At 61.4% G+C, this 17756-nt stretch carries 12 protein-coding genes; 6 read left to right on the forward strand and 6 right to left on the reverse strand.

Translation table 11 applies throughout. From position 1 onward, the window contains the following. Positions 1–267 precede the first annotated feature (267 nt). The gene (locus KVQ74_RS00910; RefSeq protein WP_217829140.1) at positions 268–2031 is read left to right on the forward strand and encodes a cation:proton antiporter; all 1764 of its coding nucleotides are present in this window, start codon (positions 268–270) and stop codon (positions 2029–2031) included. A gap of 21 nt (positions 2032–2052) precedes the next feature. Here KVQ74_RS00910 and KVQ74_RS00915 read toward each other — a convergent pair whose 3' ends face one another. From KVQ74_RS00915 to uvrD, 4 genes are all read right to left on the reverse strand, one after another. Beyond that, entirely contained in the window at positions 2053–2460 is a 408-nt protein-coding gene (locus KVQ74_RS00915; protein WP_217829141.1) for an SMI1/KNR4 family protein, read from the reverse strand. Between the two features lie 139 nt (positions 2461–2599). After that, complete coding sequence (locus KVQ74_RS00920; RefSeq protein ID WP_217829142.1) at positions 2600–3475, reverse strand: Tim44 domain-containing protein; 876 nt, start codon at positions 3473–3475, stop codon at positions 2600–2602. Between the two features lie 177 nt (positions 3476–3652). Then, entirely contained in the window at positions 3653–4093 is a 441-nt protein-coding gene (locus KVQ74_RS00925) for an EamA family transporter (RefSeq protein ID WP_217829143.1), read from the reverse strand. A gap of 137 nt (positions 4094–4230) precedes the next feature. Beyond that, a complete protein-coding gene (gene uvrD, locus KVQ74_RS00930) occupies positions 4231–6414 on the reverse strand; it encodes a DNA helicase II (RefSeq protein WP_217829145.1) in 2184 nt (727 codons plus the stop codon). A 258-nt stretch (positions 6415–6672) separates the two neighbouring features. On the opposite strand from uvrD, the gene KVQ74_RS00935 reads away from it, so the two are divergent. From KVQ74_RS00935 to KVQ74_RS00945, 3 genes are all read left to right on the forward strand, one after another. Then, positions 6673–9546 (forward strand): GGDEF domain-containing phosphodiesterase, encoded by a 2874-nt coding sequence (locus KVQ74_RS00935; RefSeq protein WP_217829148.1) that lies wholly within the window; start codon positions 6673–6675, stop codon positions 9544–9546. Between the two features lie 162 nt (positions 9547–9708). Further along, positions 9709–10575 (forward strand): transcriptional regulator HexR, encoded by an 867-nt coding sequence (hexR, locus tag KVQ74_RS00940; RefSeq protein ID WP_007954250.1) that lies wholly within the window; start codon positions 9709–9711, stop codon positions 10573–10575. 196 nt (positions 10576–10771) lie between these two features. Then, on the forward strand, positions 10772–10984 hold the full coding sequence (locus KVQ74_RS00945; protein ID WP_217829150.1) for a PA3496 family putative envelope integrity protein: 213 nt from the start codon (positions 10772–10774) through the stop codon (positions 10982–10984). Here KVQ74_RS00945 and KVQ74_RS00950 read toward each other — a convergent pair. Continuing rightward, complete coding sequence (locus KVQ74_RS00950; RefSeq protein ID WP_217829151.1) at positions 10920–11888, reverse strand: LysR family transcriptional regulator; 969 nt, start codon at positions 11886–11888, stop codon at positions 10920–10922. The genes KVQ74_RS00945 and KVQ74_RS00950 overlap by 65 nt on opposite strands. Before the next feature lie 191 nt (positions 11889–12079). On the opposite strand from KVQ74_RS00950, the gene KVQ74_RS00955 reads away from it, so the two are divergent. Then, positions 12080–13495, forward strand: a complete 1416-nt coding sequence (locus KVQ74_RS00955) for an acetyl-CoA carboxylase biotin carboxylase subunit (protein WP_041073867.1) — start codon at positions 12080–12082, stop codon at positions 13493–13495. 11 nt (positions 13496–13506) lie between these two features. Next, complete coding sequence (gene oadA / locus KVQ74_RS00960) at positions 13507–15315, forward strand: sodium-extruding oxaloacetate decarboxylase subunit alpha (RefSeq protein WP_217829152.1); 1809 nt, start codon at positions 13507–13509, stop codon at positions 15313–15315. A 94-nt stretch (positions 15316–15409) separates the two neighbouring features. On the opposite strand, the gene KVQ74_RS00965 is transcribed toward oadA, so the two are convergent. After that, entirely contained in the window at positions 15410–17710 is a 2301-nt protein-coding gene (locus tag KVQ74_RS00965) for an autotransporter outer membrane beta-barrel domain-containing protein (RefSeq protein ID WP_217829153.1), read from the reverse strand. Between the last annotated feature and the right edge of the window lie 46 nt (positions 17711–17756).

Genomic DNA, 17756 nt, shown 5'->3' on the forward strand with positions numbered 1-17756 from the left:
GTCAAGGCAGGGTTGCTGGAGGAACACCTCTGCGGGTGTCTGGTCGCTTTCAAAAACCACCATTATCGGGACGCCAGGCGACCGGCCGCCGTCACGCCCGAATCGATCTGTTTCCATATATTGCACCGCCTTTCAGCCGGAAGTCGCGGTGTTACCCTGCAAAAGCCCACCCCAAGGGCGATTCCTACATCAAAAGCGGATATTCACTCAGCTCGCCCAGACATTTCCCATGCTGGCGCGGGCCTCTTCATTCAAGGAGCCCACACCATGCATGCCATCAGCTTTATTCAGGATCTGGCGGTGATCATGTTGGTTGCGGGCGTGGTGACCGTACTGTTTCACCGCTTCAAGCAGCCGGTGGTGCTCGGTTACATAGTCGCCGGTTTCATCATCGGCCCGCACACGCCGCCCTTCGGGCTGATCCACGACGAAGAAACCATCAAGACCCTCGCCGAGCTGGGGGTGATTTTCCTGATGTTCTGCCTTGGCCTGGAGTTCAGCCTGCGCAAGTTGTTCAAGGTCGGCGCCACCGCGTTTATCGCGGCGTTCATGGAAATCGTGCTGATGATCTGGATCGGTTACGAAATCGGCCGCTGGTTCGACTGGAACACCATGGATTCACTGTTCCTCGGGGCGATCCTGGCCATTTCCTCGACCACCATCATCGTCAAGGCGCTCAACGACCTGAAAATGAAAAACGAGCGCTTCGCCCAACTGATCTTCGGTGTGCTGATCGTCGAGGACATCCTGGGCATCGGCATCATCGCGCTGCTGTCGAGCATCGCGGTCAGTGGCACGGTGAGTTCCGGCGAGGTGTTTTCCACGGTTGGCAAGCTGTCGCTGTTCATGATCGTTGCGCTGGTGATCGGCATTCTGCTGGTGCCGAGGCTGCTGGCATACGTGGCGAAATTCGAAAGCAACGAGATGCTGCTGATCACCGTGCTGGGCCTGTGTTTCGGCTTCTGCCTGCTGGTGGTCAAGCTCGAATACAGCATGGTGCTGGGGGCATTCCTGATCGGCGCGATCATGGCCGAGTCGCGGCAGTTGCTGAAGATCGAGCGCCTGATCGAGCCGGTTCGCGACCTGTTCAGTGCCATCTTTTTCGTCGCCATCGGCCTGATGCTCGACCCGATGATCCTGCTGCAATACGCCTGGCCGATTGCGGTGATCACCGTCGCCGTGGTGCTGGGCAAGATGCTGTCCTGCGGCCTCGGTGCGTTTATCGCCGGTAATGACGGACGCACCTCACTGCGAGTCGGGATGGGGCTTTCGCAGATTGGAGAATTCTCCTTCATCATCGCCGCACTGGGCATGACCCTGCAGGTCACCAGCAACTTCCTCTATCCCGTTGCCGTGGCGGTTTCGGTGATCACCACGTTGCTGACGCCGTACCTGATCCGGGCTGCCGATCCGCTGTCGATCAAGCTGTCCGCCGCCATGCCGCAGCGTCTCGGTCGGGTGTTCGGGATGTACGGTGAATGGCTGCGCAGCATCCAGCCGCAGGGTGAGGGCGCGATGCTGGCATCGATGATCCGCAAGATTCTGCTGCAGGTCGGGGTCAATCTTGCACTGGTGATCGCGATTTTCTTTGCCGGGGCGTACTTCGCCGAACGGCTTTCCGCTTCGCTGGCGGAGTGGATCAGTGATCCGAGCTGGCAGAAAGCGCTGATCTGGGGCGGGGCGCTGCTGGTCTCGCTGCCTTTCCTGATCGCGGCTTATCGCAAGCTCAAGGCGCTGTCGATGCTGCTGGCGGAAATGGGCGTGAAACCGGAGATGGCCGGGCGTCATACGCAGCGAGTGCGCCGGGTGATCGCCGAAGTGATCCCGCTGCTTTCGCTGTTGGTGATTTTCCTGCTGTTGGCAGCCTTGTCGGCCAGTATTCTGCCGACCAACAAGTTGCTGGTGCTGATTGCCGTGGTCGCCGCCGCCGTGGCGGCGCTGCTCTGGCGCTGGTTCATCCGGGTACACACACGGATGCAGGTGGCCCTGCTGGAAACCCTCGACAACCACAAGGAATCATCGGGGCATTGACCAGCCGGGACGAACGACCGGTCAGCTTTCCAGCCAGACGTCCCGCGCCCAGTGCCAGACCGACTCCCAGGACTCTTCGGTAATCAGCTCTTCTTCGCCGGACCACAGCACCACGGTGCCGTCTTCTTCGACGCAGTAGTAGTCATTGCCGTCCTGGCAGATCGGGATCAGGTCCCGTGGCACGCCGGCGTCCCAGGCGTTGGCCGCGACATCCGGCAGGTAGGTGTGGGATTGCGGGTCGGTGACGGTCACCGGCTCCAGGCTGCCGTAGACCACATCGCTGACGGTCAGCAGAAACTCTTTGAAGACGAACGGAATGTTGATGAAGAGTTCTTCTTCGACCTCCACCAACTGGTCTTCGTCGGGCAATTCCAGAGGAACCGGCACCCGTTCGTTGGCTTCGCGCAGTTGTTCGATGATTTCTTCCACGTCCGGGGATCCTCTTGCTTGAATGGCGCGGTTTATATGGGGCGGTTTATACAGTAGCTCGCTATAGATGCAACCGCGAAATAGAAAACCCCGGACAAGTCCGGGGTTTTCGTTACGGCGGGTAAAACGTCGCAGGTGATCAGCCGTTCTGGCGGATACCGGCGACCAGCCAAGGCTGGTTGTCGCCCTGTGGACGTTCCATGTTCCAGCTTTCGCTGAACACTTCACCCTGGTCGAAACGCGAGGTTTTCGACACGCCGCTGAAGGTCAGGGTCGCGATGGTCTTGTCCGCACGATCATCCACGCCATCCAGTTGAACCTGGAGGTTGTCGATGTAGGTGGACTGGAAGCCGTCGCCCAAGTCCGCACGCTCACGCTTGAGGAAGTCGAGCATTTGCGGGGTCACGAACTCGGCGATCTTGTCCATTTCGTTGGCGTCCCAGTGCTGCTGCAGGGCCTGGAAGTGGCTGCGCGCAGCTTCGAGGAAGCGTTGCTCGTTGAACCAGGCCGGCGCGTTGATCACCGGACGGGCGGCAGGTGCTGCCGAACCACCGAAGATCGAACCCATGGCGGCCGGCTTCTGCTCGAACACTTCACGCTGCATCGGTGCGTGACCGGCCGGAGCCATGTGCTCCTGCTGCTTGCGTCGACGAGCGGCGATGAAGCGGAAGATCACGAACGCGATCACGGCCATGATCAGGATGTCGAAAATCTGCATGCCCTGGAAGCCGCCGCCCATGAACATGGAAGCGAGCAGGCCACCGGCGGCGATGCCGGCCAGCGGGCCGAGCCATTTCGATGCGCCACCGGCCTTGGCCGCAGCGCCGGCGGCACCGGCTGCACCCGCGGTCGCTGCTGCGCCGCCCATGCCTGGGGAAGAAGGCGCCATCTGGCTGGTCTGGTGCGTCGGCGCGGCGCCGGCGCTTTTGCCACCACCAAAGCGCTTGGCGTTGGCGTCGAGGCTCATCGTCAGGCCGATGCACAACGCCATGGCGATGCTAAGAAAACGTTTCATAAAGGGTATTCCCGTTTGTGGAGAGCACGCGCGCCATGTTGCACAGCTGAAGTGACACTGGCTAGCGACAGAGTGTTTCGGGCTTTTGCCTGACAGGTTACGTTCAGCTCGGTCGAGGCAATAAGGCGATGTACTTTTGTCTGTAGGAAAAGCAGCTGGGTTCAGTGGGATTGCTGGTTAGCGACGTAACGCCAGCATCACCACACCGGCGGTGATCAGACCGATGCCGCCCCATTGGCGCAGATCGAGTTTCTCACCCAGCAGGATCGCGCCGAGGATCGCCACCAGCACCACGCTGAGCTTGTCCACCGGGGCGACCAGCGACGCCGGGCCGAGCTTCAACGCGCGGAAGTAGCACAGCCACGAAGCGCCCGTGGCCAGGCCCGACAGCAGCAGGAACAGATAGCTTTTGGCGGAAATCGATCCCAGAGACTGATATTGGCCCGTGGCGTACAAAATCAAGGCCAGGCTGACCAGTACCACGATGGTGCGCAGCAAGGTGGCGAAGTCGGAATTGACGTTTTCGATGCCGACCTTGGCGAAGATCGCGGTCAATGCGGCGAATGTGGCCGAGAGCAGCGCCCAGAATGTCCAGGAAGAGAAAAAGCCTGAGCCCATGAAATTCGTCCTGATGATTGACGCAAACCTTTTGGAAGCGAGCTTGCCCGCGAAGCGGGAGGGTCAGCCAACGAATGTGTTGAATGAAAGACACATTCGCGAGCAGGCCCGCTCCCACCATTGCCCTGGATCGGGCTTCAGATCGCTTCCAGCTTCGCGTAACCGAGCATCAGCCACTTGCTGCCTTCGCTGAAGTTCACCTGAACCCGGGCCTGTGCGCCGGCACCCTCGAAGTTGAGGATCACGCCGTCGCCGAAAATCGAGTGGCGCACGGCCTGACCGAGGCTGAGTCCGGTGTCCGGAATCTCGCTGCCGCTGAACAGGTTGCTGCCGCTCATCGACTGGTTGCCGCCGAACGGACGGCTGACGCTGTTCGACAGACGCACTTCCTGAATCAGGCCTTTCGGCACTTCCCGTACGAATCGCGACACCTTGTTGTAGGTTTCACTGCCGTACAGGCGTCGGGTTTCAGCGTAGGACATCACCAGATTCTGCATCGCCCGGGTGATGCCGACGTAGGCCAGACGCCGTTCCTCTTCAAGGCGACCCGGTTCTTCCAGGCTCATCTTGTGCGGGAACAGGCCTTCTTCCATGCCCACCAGGAACACGTAAGGGAATTCCAGGCCCTTGGCGCTGTGCAGGGTCATCAGTTGAATGCTGTCTTCATGCTCGTCGGCCTGAGTGTCACCGGCCTCCAGCGACGCATGACCGAGGAATGCCGCCAGGGGCGTCAGCTCTTCGTCTTCTTCAGTGTTCTCGAAGTTGCGCGCAGCGCTGACCAGCTCCTCAAGGTTTTCCACCCGGGCCTGGCCTTTCTCGCCTTTTTCCGCTTCGTGGTAGGCGATCAGCCCGGACTGCTCGATGACGGTTTGCGTCATCAGGTGCAGCGGCATCTCTGCACATTTGGCGGCCAGGTTCTCGATCAGCTCGATAAACGCACCGAGGGCGCCCGCCGCGCGGCCGGTCAGGCCTTTGTTGGCGACCAGTTGGCGCATGGCTTCCCACATCGAGACGTCGCTGTGGCGCGCATGCTCGCGGATCGCTTCGACGGTTTTCTCGCCGATGCCACGGGCCGGTACGTTGATCACCCGCTCCAGTGCCGCATCGTTGCCGCGACCTTCGAGCAAACGCAGGTAGGCCATGGCGTTCTTGATTTCCGCCCGCTCGAAGAAGCGCTGGCCGCCATAGATGCGGTACGGAATGCGCTCGCGCAGCAATGCTTCTTCCAAAACGCGGGATTGGGCGTTGGAGCGGTAGAGAATCGCGATGTCGCTGCGAGACAAGCCGGTTTTCAGCGCGCTTTCGATGGTTTCGACAACGTAGCGTGCTTCGTCGTGCTCGTTGAACGCGGCGTACAGATTGATCGCTTCGCCGTCGCCGCCATCGGTCCACAGCTCTTTGCCCAGACGCCCGGTGTTGTTGGCGATCAGGGCGTTGGCCGCCTTGAGGATGCCGGCGGTGGAGCGGTAGTTCTGTTCCAGGCGGATGGTTTCGGCATCCGGGAAGTCGGCGGAATACTGGTGGATGTTCTCGATTTTCGCCCCGCGCCAGCCGTAGATCGACTGGTCGTCGTCACCCACCACCATCAGGCTGTCGCCGCCCTTGGCCAGCAAGCGCAACCAGGCGTACTGCACGGCGTTGGTGTCCTGGAACTCGTCCACCAGAATATGCCGGAAGCGCTTCTGATAATGCGCCAGCAGGCCCGGATGATCGCGCCACAGGTCGAGGGCGCGCAGCAGCAGTTCGGAGAAGTCGATGACGCCCGCGCGGGCACAGGCAGCCTCGTAGGCCTCGTAAATGCCGCGCATGGTGGCGAGGAACAGATCGCCGCTGGCCTGAATGTGTTGCGGACGCAGACCTTCGTCTTTCTGCCCGTTGATGAACCACTGCGCCTGGCGGGCCGGCCAGCGCTGTTCGTCCAGCCCCAGCTCGCGGATCACCCGCTTGACCAGCCGTTGCTGGTCGTCGCTGTCGAGAATCTGGAAGGTCTGGCTCAGGCCGGCTTCCTGCCAGTGCGCCCGCAGCAAGCGGTGCGCCAGGCCGTGGAAGGTGCCGACCCACATGCCCGCCGGGTTGATGCCCAGCAACTGTTCGATGCGGTGACGCATCTCGGCAGCGGCCTTGTTGGTGAAGGTCACCGACAGAATGGAGTGGGGCGAGGCGTTTTCGACCTGGATCAACCAGGCGATACGGTGCACCAGCACTCGGGTTTTACCGGAACCGGCACCGGCCAGGACCAACTGACGGCCAACGGGGGCCGCTACGGCCTGGCGTTGGGCATCGTTGAGGGAATTCAGCAGAAGGGAGAGATCATCGCGCATCGGGGCATTCTAGGGTGCGCCGCAGGCCCGGGCAAACCGAGCTTTGCATTAGCCGATGAAACTCCTGTCGATGACGACCGGTCGGTCACTGGTCGCAGGCATCGGCCCGTCTCGCTCTGCGGGTTTTGCCGGTGGCGCGGGGGGCAAAAGTTTCGGCGAAATTATGATCTGGAGCAGTTTGGCAAGTGAATGGGCTTGTGTATGCTCCGTCCACGTTTCGGGCGCATGCTCATTTTAATAAGAACAAGAACATTGCCTATGACCCTCAGCTCTGACCTGTCGGGCCCCTCTGTGGAGCCTCGGGTTATCCGCAAGCACTACGCCACGCAGATGGCGGTCGAGCGCACGCGCCTTCTTTATCAGGGCTCGCTGCTGCCCACGCTGTTCATGTTGATCAATGGTCTGGTCTGCGCCGCTCTGCTCTGGAGCCCGCAGCGCTACTTCGTGGTCAGCGTCTGGCTGGTGTGGCTGCTGTCGCTGGTGGCGTTGCGGGTGATTCAGGTCGCCGCGTTCGATTCGGCCATGCCCGACCGTCAGGCCCAGCCGATCTGGGGGCGAATGTTCTTGCTCGGTTCGACCCTGACCGGCCTGACCCTGGCCGGTGCCGGTATCGCGCTGGTGCCGGCCGACAACTTCCTGCAACAGGCCTGGGTGTTCGGCCTGATCGGCGCCGCCACGCTGTCGGCCAGCGTCGCCTATGCGGTGAGCCTGCCGGCGTTTCTGTCCTTTACCTTGCCGTGCCTGCTGCCGGCCATCGGCTATCTGTTCTGGGGCGGAGATGATCTGGCGCGCGGCTGGGGCTGGCTCGGGCTGATTCTGCTCGGTTCGTTGAGTGTGGTGGCGTGGCAGATCAATCGACTGATCGATCGTGGGTTGCTGCGACGCTTTCAGAATCAGCGGCTGATCGAGCACCTGCAACAGGCGCAGACCCGCAGCGAGCAACTCAACCAGGAGCTGGCAAAGGAAATCGAACACCGCCGCTGCGCCGAGGGCAAATTGCGCGAGGCGCAGGTCGATCTCGAAGACCGTGTCGCCCAGCGCAGTCGCGAACTGGATGCCGCCAACCAGGCCCTGAGCAAAAGCGAAGCGCGGCTGGCCCTGGCGTTGAAAGCCAGTGAGCTGGGGCTGTGGGACTGGAATCTGCAAACCGATGAAGTCCACCACACGCAGATCCAGGAGTTGTTCGGCATCGACCCGGAATACGTCACCGGGCTGCTGCGGCATCTGCGTCCGCGCCTGCACCCGGAAGACGTGCCGTCACTCAAGCACGCCTTGATCGAGCATCTGAAGGGGCGCACCGAGGATTATCAGATCGAGTACCGGGTGCGGCATGGCGATGGCCACTGGGTATGGATCGAAGACCGTGGCCGGGCGGTGGAGCGCAGCGACAGCGGGCGGGTGATCCGCATGGTCGGCACTCGCCGTGACATCAGCGCCAGCAAAAGCCTGGAAGCCCAACAGCAACTGGCGGCGACGGTGTTTGAAGCGGCCAGTGAAGGCATCGTGATTCTTGATCCGAATTACGAACTGATCGCGATCAATCAGGCGTTCAGCCGCGTCACCGGTTATGACATTGATGACATGCTCGGGCGCAACGTCGTCGAACTGCCGTGCAGCCGCGATGCCCGGCGACATTATGTTGCGATCCGTCAGGCGCTGGAGCAGCACGGCAGTTGGCAGGGCGAACTGGTGGAAACCCGCAAGAACGGCGAACTCTACCCGCAATGGCTACAACTGAATGTGGTGCGTGATCGTCGGGGAAATATGAGTCATATCGTGGGCTTCTTCGCCGATCTGTCAGCGCGCCGCGAGTCCGAAGAGCGTATGCGCTACCTGACCCACTACGACGAGCTCACCGGTCTGGCCAACCGCTCGCTGTTTCGCGAACGGCTGCACGAAGCCCATCAACGGGTGCGCCAGGGCGGACGCCGCAGCCTGGCGTTGCTGCACATCAATCTGGACCGCTTCAAGCTGCTCAACGACAGTCTTGGTCATGAAGTCGCCGACCAGTTGCTGCAAAAAATGTCGCGGCGCCTGATCAATGCCTTGCCCGAGGCGGACACCATCGCCCGGCTGTCCGGCGATGAGTTCGCGGTGTTGTTCGACGCCTACGGCAACCTGTCGAGCCTGGCGCGGGTCGCCACGCGGCTGGCGACCAAACTGCGCCTGCCGCTGACGGTGGAAGGGCATGAACTGGTGGTCAGCGCCTCGATGGGCATCAGCATGCTGCCGGACAACGCGCGGGAAATCTCCGAGCTGGTCAGTCAGTCGAACATGGCCATGCAACATGCCAAGCACCTGGGCGGCAACAACTTCCAGTTCTATACCGACAGCCTGCAAGCCAGCACCTTGGAACGTCTGCAACTGGAAATCCAGTTGCGCAAAGCCATCGAAGACAAGCAACTGAGCGTGTTCTACCAGCCGAAGCTGTGTCTGGAGACGGGCCGCCTGAATGCGGCAGAAGCACTGGTGCGCTGGGATCATCCGACCCTGGGCCGGATCTCTCCGGGGGATTTCATCGGCCTGGCCGAGGAAACCGGGTTGATCGGCCCGATCGGCGAGTTCGTGCTGCGCCAGGCGTGCTGGCAGGCCTGCGAGTGGCAGCGCCAGGGGCTGGCGCCGATCCGGGTGTCCGTGAACCTGTCGGTGCATCAGTTGCGTCAGGGCAAGCTCGCCAGCCTTGTACGTCAGGTGCTGGAGGAAACCGGGCTGGCGCCGCACTATCTGGAGCTGGAACTCACGGAAAGCCAGTTGCTCGACAGCGTCGAACACATCATCGCCACCTTCCAGCAATTGCGCGGACTGGGGGTGAAACTGGCGATCGATGATTTCGGTACGGGTTATTCGTCGCTCAGTTATCTGAAACGCATCCCGGTGGACTACGTGAAGATCGATCAGGCTTTCATTCGCGGCCTGGCGCAGGGGAGCGAGGACGCGGCAATCACTCGCGCGATCATTGCCATGGCCCACGGCCTGTCGCTGAAAGTAGTGGCCGAAGGCGTCGAACGTCCGGAGCAACTGGAGTTTCTCAAGGCCGAAGGCTGCGACGAAGTGCAGGGATACCTGATCAGTCGTCCGGTGCAGGCGGCAGACCTCGCCGGGTTGTTGCGTGGGCAGGAAAACTCCCTTTAGGGCTACATCAAGGGGAGATGCGCCTGATACGGGGGCATCCAGTTACGCATTGAGCAGGCAAAAAGACGATTCATGTAGTATAACTACAAACTTGCTACATCTTCGGCATCTGCCCATAACGCTTATTCCTTAACACTTATTTCATAACAAGAGTCCAGCCCCTTGAACCTGCTGCAACACATCGCCCAGTCACGTCACCTGTTACGCAAGTCGGAGCTCAAGGTCGCCGACCACGTGCTGCTTGACCCTGCGGCGGTGATGCACAGTTCCATGGCCGACCTGGCGCACAGCGTCGGCATCAGTGAGCCGACCATCGTGCGCTTCTGCCGGGCCATCGGTTGTTCCGGCTTTCAGGATCTGAAACTCAAACTGGCGCAAAGCCTGGCCGCCGGTGCCAGCTTCGGCCAGTTCGCGATCCATGAAGATGACTCGGTCGCCGACTACAGCCTGAAGATTTTCGACACCACCCTGCACACCCTGATGGAGGTTCGCGAGAAGCTCGATCCGCTGGAGTTGCAGCGCGCGGTCACGCTGATGTCCCAGGCCCAGCGCGTCGAGTTCTATGGCTTCGGGGCCTCCGGCGCGGTGGCGGCGGATGCGCAGCACAAATTCTTCCGGTTGCTGCTGACCGCTGCGGCTTATTCCGATCCGCACATGCAGGCGATGTCGGCGGTGACACTGAAACCGACCGACGTGGCGATCTGCATTTCCCAGTCCGGGCGTTCCAAGGATCTGCTGATCACCGCCAACCTCGTTCGCGAAAGCGGCGCCTCGCTGATTACCCTGTGCCCGAGCCAGACGCCGCTGGCTGAACTGTCGACCGTCAATCTGGCGATCGATGTGCACGAGGACACGGAAATCTACACCCCGCTGACTTCGCGTATCGCCCATCTGGTCGTGATCGATGTGCTGGCGATGGGCGTAGCCATGGCGCGCGGGCCGAGCCTGGTCAACCACCTCAAGAGCGTCAAGCGCAGCCTGCGCAGCTTGCGCCTGTCGCCCAAATCGGTGAAAGCGCTGGACGATTGAATCCGGAAGTCGTTGCGACATTCATCCGCGGGCAAGCCCGCTCCCACCGTTTTGTGGAAGCGGGCTTGCCCGCGAAGGCGTCCTCAAAAACACCGGCGCCAACGCGAACTTTCACCTTTCTGTAACCCCGACGCAGCCAAACCGTCATCCCTCACGCCTATCGTGAAACTCCCGTACTCGCCTTGGGAGACTCGAAATGGCTCAGCCCTACGAAGAACGCAACAGCGCCGCGAAAACCCGTCGTCAGCAGGAAGACCAGCGCCGCATGGAGTTTCGCCGCGCTATCGAAGATCGCTTCGAACTTCGCCAGCTTCAGGCCGAGATCGGCGATTTTCCCGAGGAAATCACCCTCCACCATTGGCAGGCAGCACCGACCGCTTCCCGTCGAAGCGCTCAACCAGCGCGCTGATCTGGATCCGCTCGCTGCGGACAAACGCCAGGAAGGCGTGCGCCACCGGTGACAGTCGTTTGGCCTTGGCTTGCACCAGGCACCAACTGCGAAACAGCGGTAACTCCTCGACCGGCAGCTCCACCAGGCCGCCGGTCGCCAGCTCCAGGTTCAGGGCGTGGCGCGTCAACAGCGCCACGCCCAGACCCGCCACGACACACTCTCGCTGAGCTTCGGCCGACGCTACTTCCTGAGTCTGGGTGAAGTGCACGCGCTTCTCCTTGAAGTACTCTTCGCAGGCCATGCGCGTGCCTGAGCCCGGTTCGCGAATCAGCAAGGTGTAGGGCTCCAAATCCTGCAAGCGCAGCGGCCCCATGTGTGACAGCGGATGATCCGGCGGTGCCACGGCGACAATCGGATTGTTGAGGAACGGCAGGAATTCCAGGCCCATGTCCTGCGGCACCATGGACATGATCACCAGATCGTCGCGGTTATCGGAGAGGCGGCGGATCACCTGACCCCGATTGACCACCGTCAATTGCAGGTTCACTTCCGGATGCTGGCGCTTGAATGCGGCGAACAGGTGCGGCACGAAGTATTTGGCGCTGGACTCCACTGCCAGTTTCAATTGGCCTTGCAGCGAGCCCTGCATGTCCGAGAGCTGCATGTCGAGGTTTTCCAGGCGCCCGAAGATGTCCCGGCTGGCCCGTTGCAAGGCTTCGGCGGCCTCGGTCATGTAGAGTTTTTTGCCGACATAGTCGAACAATGGCTGGCCGATCAGCTCTTCCAGTTGACGAATCTGTAGGCTGACGGCCGGTTGCGTGAGAGACATTTCTTCAGCCGCTCGGCTGTAGGAGCGTAAATCACACACCTCGTTGAAGATCTGCAATTGACGCAATGTCATACGCATCAAAGACTTACGCATTTTCTACCGACTCTTGCCGCTGGCTGATGCGTTGACTATAAGTCTTTACTTATGCACGACCCAATTTTTATTCATTTTTGTTAATCCCTTGTGAGCGCTAGTGTGAAGCGGCGACCAAATTGAAACATTTGGTCACGCGTCGACCTGGGTCTAGCAGGTCGTGGGTACCACCGGCTCAAGGGAACCTCCAAGTGATAACAAAGATCCTGATCGCCAACCGTGGTGAGATTGCCGTACGAATCGTGCGTGCCTGCGCCGAGATGGGCATTCGCTCGGTAGCGATTTTTTCCGACGCTGACCGGCATGCCTTGCATGTGAAGCGTGCGGACGAGGCCCACAGCATTGGTGCCGAGCCGCTGGCCGGTTACCTGAACCCGCGCAAGCTGGTGAACCTGGCCGTGGAAACCGGCTGCGATGCGCTGCACCCCGGCTACGGCTTCCTTTCGGAAAACGCCGAGCTGGCAGACATCTGCGCCGAGCGCGGAATCAAATTCATTGGCCCATCGGCGGAAGTCATTCGCCGCATGGGCGACAAGACCGAAGCGCGCCGCAGCATGATCAAGGCTGGCGTACCGGTCACGCCGGGCACCGAAGGCAACGTCTCGGGTATCGAGGAAGCGCTGGCCGAGGGCGACCGCATTGGTTATCCGGTGATGCTCAAGGCCACTTCCGGTGGCGGCGGTCGCGGTATCCGTCGTTGCAACAGCCGTGAAGAACTCGAACAGAACTTCCCTCGCGTGATTTCCGAAGCCACCAAGGCCTTCGGTTCGGCGGAAGTGTTCCTGGAAAAATGCATCGTCAACCCGAAACACATCGAAGCGCAGATTCTCGGCGACAGCTTCGGCAACGTGGTGCATCTGTTCGAGCGTGATTGCTCGATCCAGCGCCGCAACCAGAAGCTGATCGAGATCGCCCCGAGCCCGCAACTGACCCCGGAACAGCGGGCCTACATCGGCGACCTGTCGGTGCGCGCGGCCAAGGCTGTGGGCTACGAGAACGCCGGCACCGTGGAGTTCCTGCTCGCCGAGGGCGAGGTGTACTTCATGGAGATGAACACCCGGGTGCAGGTGGAACACACCATCACCGAAGAAATCACCGGGATCGACATTGTCCGTGAACAGATCCGCATCGCCTCCGGCCTGCCGCTGTCGGTTAAACAGGAAGACATCCAGCATCGCGGTTTTGCCTTGCAGTTCCGGATCAACGCCGAAGACCCGAAAAACAACTTCCTGCCGAGCTTCGGCAAAATCACCCGGTACTACGCCCCCGGCGGCCCAGGCGTGCGCACCGACACGGCGATCTACACCGGTTACACCATTCCACCGTTCTACGACTCGATGTGCCTGAAACTGGTGGTCTGGGCCTTGACCTGGGAAGAGGCGATGGATCGGGGCCTGCGCGCCCTCGACGACATGCGCCTGCAAGGGGTCAAGACCACTGCCGCGTACTACCAGGAAATCCTGCGCAACCCGGAATTCCGTAGCGGCCAGTTCAATACCAGCTTCGTCGAAAGCCATCCGGAACTGACCAACTACTCGATCAAGCGCAAACCCGAGGAGCTGGCCCTGGCCATCGCCGCCGCCATCGCCGCCCACGCAGGCCTGTGAGGAATAGAACAATGAGCAAGAAGATCTTTGTAACCGACACCATCCTGCGCGACGCCCACCAATCGCTGCTCGCCACCCGCATGCGCACCGAAGACATGCTGCCGATCTGCGACAAGCTCGACAAAGTCGGCTACTGGTCGCTGGAAGTCTGGGGCGGCGCGACGTTCGACGCCTGCGTACGTTTTCTGAAGGAAGACCCGTGGGAGCGTCTGCGCCAGCTGCGTGCCGCGCTGCCCAACACCCGTCTGCAAATGTTGCTGCGCGGGCAGAACCTGCTGGGCTACCGTCACTACAGCGACGACGTGGTCAAGGCCTTCGTCGCCAAGGCTGCGGTCAACGGCATCGACGTGTTCCGCATCTTCGACGCGATGAACGACGTGCGTAACCTGCGCGTGGCGATCGAAGCGGTGAAGGCTGCCGGCAAACACGCCCAGGGCACCATCGCCTACACCACCAGCCCGGTACACACCATCGAGGCCTTCGTCGCGCAAGCCAAGCAGATGGAAGCCATGGGTTGCGACTCGGTGGCGATCAAGGACATGGCCGGCCTGCTGACCCCGTATGCCACCGGCGAGCTGGTCAAGGCCTTGAAGGCCGAGCAATCGCTGCCGGTGTTCATCCATTCCCACGACACCGCCGGCCTCGCCGCAATGTGTCAGATGAAGGCGATCGAAAACGGCGCCGACCACATCGACACCGCGATCTCCAGCTTCGCCTGGGGCACGAGTCACCCGGGCACCGAATCGATGGTCGCGGCCCTCAAGGGCAGCGAATTCGATACCGGCCTGGATCTGGAACTGTTGCAGGAAATCGGTCTGTACTTCTACGCCGTGCGCAAGAAGTACCACCAGTTCGAAAGCGAATTCACCGCCGTTGATACCCGTGTTCAAGTCAACCAGGTTCCGGGCGGGATGATCTCCAACCTCGCCAACCAGTTGAAAGAGCAGGGCGCGCTCAACCGCATGAGCGAAGTGCTGGCGGAGATCCCGCGAGTGCGCGAAGACCTCGGCTTCCCGCCGCTGGTGACCCCGACTTCGCAGATCGTCGGTACCCAGGCGTTCTTCAACGTGCTGGCCGGCGAGCGCTACAAGACCATCACCAACGAAGTGAAGCTTTACCTGCAAGGTGGCTACGGCAAGGCGCCGGGCACCGTGGACGAAAAGCTGCGTCGTCAGGCCATCGGCAGCGAGGAAGTGATCGATGTGCGTCCGGCGGACCTGCTCAAGCCGGAAATGACCAAGCTGCGTGCCGACATCGGCGCACTGGCCAAGTCTGAGGAAGACGTGCTGACCTTCGCCATGTTCCCGGACATCGGGCGCAAGTTCCTCGAGGAGCGTGCCGCCGGCACCCTCACGCCGGAAGTGCTGCTGCCGATTCCAGAGGCAGGCAAGGTGGCCTCGGCGGGCGGCGAAGGCGTGCCGACCGAGTTCGTCATCGACGTTCACGGCGAGACCTACCGCGTGGACATCACCGGTGTCGGCGTCAAGGCTGAAGGCAAGCGTCATTTCTATCTGTCCATCGATGGCATGCCGGAAGAAGTGGTGTTCGAGCCGCTCAACGAATTCGTCGGCGGTGGCAGCAGCAAACGCAAACAGGCTTCGGCTCCGGGCCATGTCAGCACCACCATGCCGGGCAACATCGTCGATGTGCTGGTCAAGGAAGGTGACAACGTCAAGGCCGGTCAGGCCGTGCTGATCACCGAAGCGATGAAGATGGAAACCGAAGTCCAGGCTGCGATTGCCGGCAAGGTCACCGCCATCCACGTCGCCAAGGGTGACCGGGTGAACCCGGGCGAAATCCTGATCGAGATCGAAGGCTGAGATAACGGCCGCGATTACAACGCTTTAAACCTCGGGGGAGCATGTGCTCCCCTTTTTTTGTCTGCGGGAGCCGCCGCCCCCACAGAAACCTGCCTCAGAACGCCATTCGCCACTGGCCGGAAATGCCGTGATTGCGGCTGTCGGTGCCGATCTCTCCAGTCAGGCCGAGTCCCAGGGTGTGGAGGGTCGATACGCTCAGATCCAGCCCGGTGTCGAGCGTCAGGCTGTTGCGATCCAGCTCGGCGCCATACAGGGTGTAGTCGCGACCGCCGGTAACCAGGCGTTGGCGAGTGCTGGTTTCGGTGTCGCCGTAAACATGTTTCCAGCCAGCGCTGAACCGTGGCGTCAGGCGCATGCCGTTGCCCAGCGTGGCGACTTTTGCCAGGCGCAGGCCGAAGGTGCTGTTCAGGTTGCCCTGGGTTTGATCCTGCACCTTGAGCGCCGCCGCCCCGCCGTTCTCGGTATAGCCATCGTGTTGATAGCGCTGGTAACCGACGCCGGCGAAAGGCTCGAGACGGACACCGCCCCGTCCCAGGTTGTAGCCCAGCTCGGCGAAGGCTTGCTGGGTGCTGGCGTCGTAGTTGCCCTTGAGGCGATCGGTGAATCGGCCGAACGCGACTTGGCGTCGGGTACTGCCCTCGTGACTGCTCCAGGTCGCGCCGAGCCGTAGCGACATCCGTCCGGACTGGCGCAACGCGTAAGCGCCGAGGTGCCAACTGTCGAGCTCGCCGTCCAGTTCGCGGCTGTCCATCCGGGTATCGGATGTACCGCCCATGACGCCCAGTCGCCATGCTTCATTGAGGCGCCAATCTGCGCCCAGCAACAGGCCCTTGGTGGCGTGCTGCATGGGTTCCACGTCACGATCCAGTTTGCCGCCGTGCCCCAGAGCCTGAACCCACACCCTGCCGGTGTCTGCGCTGCCTGCCGCGTGGCGTGGTGCGTTTCTTTGGCTGCCGTGGAAGTTGTCGAGCTGGTGCATGGCCGAGAGCAGGCTGGCGTTGACCGGAGTAACACTGCTCAGGGTTGCCTTGGCGAGGTTGGCGTTGCCGCTGCCGGCCAATTGTTCGAGGGCGATGACGGTCGTGGCTTTGTCGGAGGTGAGCAGGGCGGCGACGGCTGCATTGCCTGGAGTGGATGGCGCCGCAGTCGCGGCAGGAGAGGTTGTCGCGTGAGCCAGTGCCATTGGCCGGGACGTTTGGGGCCGGGGCGCCTGGGACTTCTGAGCGTCAGGCTTGGCTGCGCTTGGCCGGGCCCACGGTTCATCAATGCTTTTGCCGAGCGCTTGAGCGTTTTTTGAGCCGGAAACATCTTCAAAGCGCACATCGTTGCGGGTATAGGTCAGCGTCGCTTGAGTATCAGAGTAGGCCAGCGTCGGGGTCATGAAAGCCAGACTGCTTTTGACCTGCCCGAACTCACCTTCAATCTTGCCGGCATTCAATACCGTGTAGTCAGTACTGGGCGCATGGTCACCCGGTATGCCAAGAACGTTCAGCGTGGCATTGCCGAGGGTCGCGGTCCCGTTGACCACGATGGGCGAGGCGCCCTCGCTGGCCGACACCACGTAGGTCACCTCTGCGCCTCTGGATAACGCCAGGTTGCCCCTGATGGTTGGGCCGTTGTCTTTCAGGGCGAGCAGGGCGCCGTTCACGTACAGGTTCTGCACATCGCCGTTACCGGCATAGGTCGCCGAGGGGTCAACAAGGGCATCTCCTTTGATCGAGCCATTGTTCACCAGCGCCGCGCCGGCCTTGACCTCGGCGCTACCGTTGAAATCATGGCCGAGGGTCCAGGCCCCTTTGGCGACCCGTACCTCTTTGAAGTTGTTCGTCCTGCCGATCTCGCCACCTTCTCGGGCGTTCAGCAGCAAACCGTTCTGGCCGGCGCCGCCGTCAATGAGTCCGTCCCACCGGGCGCCGTTGTTGATCACGAGCAGATCATCGGCCTCGCCCAGCTGCAGGGACAGGCCTTCGTTGTTTTCGAGTCTTTCTGAAAGCGGGGTGTGCTGGGTGGTGTAGGCGTGCTGAAAACTGTCGAAGTTGTGTTCTGTGGCGACGCTAGCATTCGTTGGCGTGGGATGGTCGAACCCCACCGCTTCGTAGAAGGCCTCATCGAATACGATGGGCGCGCGGGCAACGATGAGTTCTGCTGTCGCGGTCACCTGCGCGTCAATTGACGGCGCGGGAGAAGAAGGTGTCTGTTCGAGCTGGGCGCTCGGCTCGTCAGAGCCAGCAATGGGCGGTGTGGACTTGGCGGCGTTCTTGCGCTTTTTCTTGGGTTTCACCTCCACATCGACCTGCGGTTCCACTTGCTCGGCCTGCGAAACCCCGGCACAGCCGACGGCCAGTGCCACTGCCAGGACAAGATGTTGGAGCTTGTATCTGTGTTGAATGGGCATCCAGTGCGACCTCCGATTTCAGGAAGCCAAACTGTACGAAGACGGG

This window comes from Pseudomonas botevensis (assembly GCF_019145475.1).
Lineage (GTDB): Bacteria > Pseudomonadota > Gammaproteobacteria > Pseudomonadales > Pseudomonadaceae > Aquipseudomonas > Aquipseudomonas botevensis.